We start from the raw sequence: 4,758 nt of genomic DNA, 5'->3' as shown, positions 1-4,758 counted from the left end.
CCAGATCGGCCCCGACGCCCCCATCATCACCACCGACGCACGCCACCGCGCCGACGCCAAGAGCGCACTCATCACCCTCGTGGAACACGCCCTGATGGCCCGTCTCAAGTAGAGTCAGCCTGAAGGAAGTTGTGTGAAGACCCCGCAGCGGCGGGCTGTGTCCTTGGACACGGTCCGCCGCTGTGTTCATAACGTTTCGACAGGCAATTGCATCCACGCCGCCACGGGTCGCGGTCGATCCGTGCCGCTGCGCGCACGTCCCTCCGGCCTTTTGCCGCCGCTCATCGTTTATGCCCGGCTTGTCCGAGGCCTCTCAAAGCTCGCACCGGCTCCTCCGGCTGTTTGGAGGAGCACCGCCTGACGTGCTGGAATGCGTCGAACTGCCCAGTAGCACACGGGCCTGGAGACGTCTGCGGCCCCGCCCGGGTGCCGCCGCCGAGAGGTTGTTGGTCGAGTGAGGCGAAGCACGACGAGCCCCGCACCGCCGTCGCGGGGTAACTTCACCCCGCCGCAGCGTGCTGCGGCGTCTCCCGCTCAGGACGCGGGTGAGTCCGCCGCTCCCACCGGGAGCGGCCATCGTTTCTCCCCGCGCAACTGGCGCGTACCCGCGAGGCTCAACGCCATTCTCCTGCTGCCGGTCGTGGTCGGCCTGGTGGTCGGCGGCTTCCAGGTGTCGGGTTCCATCGACACCTGGCGTGAGGCCCAGGACGCGGAGAAGACCGCGCGGGTCGTCGAGGCGGCGCTGAACTACGGCAACCGCCTCATCGAGGAGCGCGACATCTCCGCCGAGCCCTTCCTCAAGGGCAAGCGCAACGACAGCGAGGTCGTCAAGGCCCGCGCCGCCACCGACGCGGCGGGCGAGGAGTTCGACGCCGCCGTCGGCTCGATGCCGGACAAGCCGGGTCTCAAGCGCCGGCTGGACGCCTTCCGCGACGTCGAGCCGAACCTGGAGCCGCTGCGCGAGGCGGCGTACACCAAGAAGCTCAAGGGTGTCGAGACCGAAGAGGGCTACGTCGCCGTCCAGCACCCGCTGATGGAGTTCGCCAACGAGCTCGGCCTGGGCACCGGCAACATCACCACCTACGGGCGCACCTCCTACGCGATCTCGCTGACCAAGGCGGCCCTGTCGCTCCAGCGCTCCCTCGGTATGCACCTGCTGGTCAACCCCGGTCCGGACGCGGCGAGCCTCGGCAAGCAGCGGATCGCGCTGAGCAGTTACGCCTACCTCGAAGGCATCGCGATCGAGGAGTACACCTCCAGCGGTATGGAGGAGGACGAGAAGAAGCTCGTCGCGGGCCAGAAGGAGCTGGAGGCGAAGGCCGAGAAGCAGGCCCGCGAGGCCGCTTCCGAGGCACGCGCCGCCGGTGAGCGCTACGTCGCGCCGCCGTCGGGCCAGCAGGCCATCGGCCTGATGGTCAGCCCGTCGAGCACCCCGCAGACCCTGGCCGCCCAGGGCCTGACCCCCGAGGCGTGGTGGGCACAGACCACCGCCCGCTTCGACCTGTACCGCACCCTCGAGTCCGACCTTGCCGAGAACGCGGTGCAGGAGGCGGCCCAGATCGCCTCCGACGCCAAGCGCGACGCGATCATCACCGGTGTCGCGGTGGTCCTGGCCCTGCTGGTGGCGTTCGTGATCGCCGCGATGATGGCCCGGCAGATGGGCCGCTCGATGCGCCAGCTGCGCAGCGCCGCCTTCAGCGTGGCCGAGCAGCGGCTGCCCTCCCTCGTCGACCAGCTGTCGCGGACCGACCCGGGCCAGGTCGACACCCGGGTGGAGCCGATCCCGATCACCTCCACGGACGAGATCGGCGAGATCGCCCGCGCCTTCGACCAGGTGCACCGCGAGGCCGTCCGGCTCGCCGCCGAGCAGGCGCTGCTGCGGGGCAACGTCAACGCGATCTTCACCAACCTCTCGCGCCGCAACCAGTCCCTCATCGAGGGCCAGCTGACGCTGATCACCGGCCTGGAGAACAACGAGGCCGACCCGGACCAGCTGGAGAACCTCTTCAAGCTGGACCACCTCGCGACCCGTATGCGCCGCAACGGCGAGAACCTCCTGGTCCTCGCCGGCGAGGAGCCGGGCCGCCGCTGGGACCAGCCGGTCCCGCTGGTCGACGTGTTGCGCGCCGCCTCCTCCGAGGTGGAGCAGTACGAGCGCATCGAGATGTCGGGGGTGCCGGAGGCGGAGATCCACGGCCGCGCCGTGACCGACCTCGTCCACCTCCTCGCCGAGCTGCTGGAGAACGCGACGACGTTCTCCTCGCCGCAGACCAAGGTCAGGGTCACCGCGACGCGGCTGCCCGACGGCCGGATCATGGTGGAGATCCACGACAAGGGCATCGGCCTGACCGCCGAGGACTTCGCCGACATCAACCACAAGCTGGCCAACCCGCCCACGGTCGACGTGGCCGTCTCGCAGCGGATGGGCCTCTTCGTGGTCGGCCGTCTCGCGGACCGGCACGGCATCCGGGTCCAGCTGCGCCCCTCGGGCGAGCAGGCCGGTACGACCTCGCTGGTGATGCTCCCCGACGCGATCACCCACGGTGGCGGTGGCGCGGACGGCCCGGACTCCGAGTTCACGGTCTCCTCGATCATCCCGGAGCAGCAGGCCCACGAGGTGGCGCCGCTGCGCACCGCGGCCGAGCTGGGCTTCGACGACAACCGCTACCGCGCGGAGCAGGCCGGGGAGTTCCAGGAGCTGGACCCGGTCGGCCGCTCGCTCCTGCGTGAGGAGCGCCGGGCCGCGCTGGAGTCCCACCAGGACCAGTCCCCCGACGGCCGTCCGCTCTTCCGCGACGAGGCGCCCGGCCAGGGCGGCGCGCAGGAGTACGGATTCGACGAGCGCCAGTCTGTTCCCGGCCAGGGTTACGACGGCGGCTTCGGCAACCAGGGGTACGGCGGTCCGCAGGCGGGGCCTGGCGGCCAGGGCGGCTACCAGGGTGACTGGCAGGGCCAGGGCTACCCGGCGGCCGAGGGCACGCAGGACGGCCGCCCGGGCCAGTACACCGGCTACGCGGCCAACGAGGGCTATGCGGAATCCGGCTTCGACGCCGGGAACGGTGGCGCCCAGGACGACTGGCCCGGCCAGAACGGTTACCAGGCCGGCTACGCACCCCAGTTCGGCCAGGAACCGGAAGGGTTCCAGGGAACTGACGGGGGCCACCTCGGCGGCGTAGGCTTCGAGCGGCCCGGACCGGCGCCGAGCACCGTCGGCGAGGTCACCGATGCGGGACTCCCGCGTCGTGGCACCGCCGGGGCCGGGCGGCCGCAGGGTGAGACCGGTGGCCGAATACCGCCGCAGTCCCCGTCCGGAGAGCGGAACCTTTCCCTGGACGGCGGCGACAACGACGACCGGCGTTCGTCCAACGACGACCGCTGGAACGAGGCGGGCAAGCTCAAGCGGCCGCAGGCCGGGGGGACCACTTCCTCCGGACTTCCGCGCCGGGTGCCGAAGGCCAACCTGGTCGACGGCACGGCCGAGCAGACCCCGCAGGGCGGCCCCCAGGTCTCCCGCGACCCCGAGGAGGTACGGGGCAGGCTCAGCAACCTGCGCCGGGGCGTCCAGCGGGGCCGCACCGCAGGAAGTGATACGAACGGCCAGGCTTCGCCGGATCAGCACCGCGGGCCTGACAGCACCTACGACCAGGAGCGTTAGTGTGAGCCCGATGAGCCAGGCGGCACAGAACCTGAACTGGTTGATCACCAATTTCGTGGACAACACCCCCGGGGTGTCGCACACGGTGGTGGTCTCCGCCGACGGACTCCTTCTGGCGATGTCCGAAGGCTTCCCCCGCGACCGCGCCGACCAGCTCGCCGCCGTCGCGTCCGGTCTGACCTCCCTCACCGCCGGGGCCTCCCGGATCTTCGAGGGCGGCGACGTGAATCAGACAGTTGTGGAGATGGAGCGGGGATTCCTCTTCATCATGTCCATTTCCGACGGCTCGTCCCTCGCCGTACTCGCCCACCCGGAGGCGGACATCGGTCTCATTGGGTACGAGATGGCCCTTCTCGTGGACCGCGCGGGTACGGTACTCACCCCTGATCTGCGGGCGGAGCTCCAGGGCAGCCTTCTCAACTGACAGACAGGCAGTACGTTTTAACGCCGCGTGGCCGTAAAGTTTCGCCACGCGGCTCCCTACGACGGCGCCCGGAACAGCAGGAGGAGGAGACGTGGCAACATCCCCCGACGGCTCGCAGCCCTACTGGGCCCATGGCTACGGCCAGGGCCGGCCTCAGGGGCAGGGCGAGGACGCGCCCGCGAATCCGTACGACTTCCCCTCCGGGCCAGGCGGCGGTCAGCCGTACCAGGAGCCGGGCCAGTACCCGGGTCCCTACGACCAGCAGCCGTACGAGCAGCAGCCCTACCAGCAGCCGCCGGCGCCGAGGATCGAACCGGTGCAGCCTCCGCAGCAGCGGAATCCGGCTACTTCCGGCCAGGGCGCCAGCAATCCGCTGGTCCGTCCCTACGCCATGACCGGCGGCCGTACCCGGCCGCGCTACCAGCTCGCCATCGAGGCGCTGGTGCACACCACGGCGGACGCCGCACGGATGCAGGGGCAGTTGCCCGAGCACCAGCGGATCTGCCACCTGTGCCACGAGATCAAGTCGGTCGCCGAGATCTCGGCACTCCTCTCCATACCTCTTGGTGTGGCCCGGATCCTTGTCGCCGACTTGGCGGAGGCCGGGCTTGTCGCCATCCATCAGCCCGGCGGCGACGAGAACGCCGGGGGCCAGCCAGACGTGACACTGCTCGAAAGG

At 70.5% G+C, this 4,758-nt stretch carries 3 protein-coding genes and 1 pseudogene; all 4 read left to right on the top strand.

All coding sequences use genetic code 11. The features are described from left to right. Positions 1-112, top strand: a pseudogene (locus IF45_RS0130945) (ATP-binding protein); the annotation flags it as partial. Between the two features lie 528 nt (positions 113-640). Beyond that, positions 641-3,655: a nitrate- and nitrite sensing domain-containing protein gene (locus tag IF45_RS0130940; protein WP_015507041.1), complete on the top strand. Its 3,015-nt coding sequence runs from the start codon at positions 641-643 to the stop codon at positions 3,653-3,655. Positions 3,656-3,665: 10 nt separating this feature from the next. Continuing rightward, positions 3,666-4,079 (top strand): roadblock/LC7 domain-containing protein, encoded by a 414-nt coding sequence (locus IF45_RS0130935; protein ID WP_003951070.1) that lies wholly within the window; start codon positions 3,666-3,668, stop codon positions 4,077-4,079. A 91-nt stretch (positions 4,080-4,170) separates the two neighbouring features. Further along, the coding region (locus IF45_RS31790) for a DUF742 domain-containing protein (RefSeq protein WP_033241055.1) at positions 4,171-4,758 on the top strand (588 nt) is incomplete at its 3' end.

The sequence above is a fragment of the Streptomyces albidoflavus genome, from assembly GCF_000719955.1.
GTDB lineage: Bacteria > Actinomycetota > Actinomycetes > Streptomycetales > Streptomycetaceae > Streptomyces > Streptomyces albidoflavus.
The sequence above is the reverse complement of the archived record's forward strand: the minus strand, read 5'-3'. Positions and strand labels throughout refer to the sequence as shown.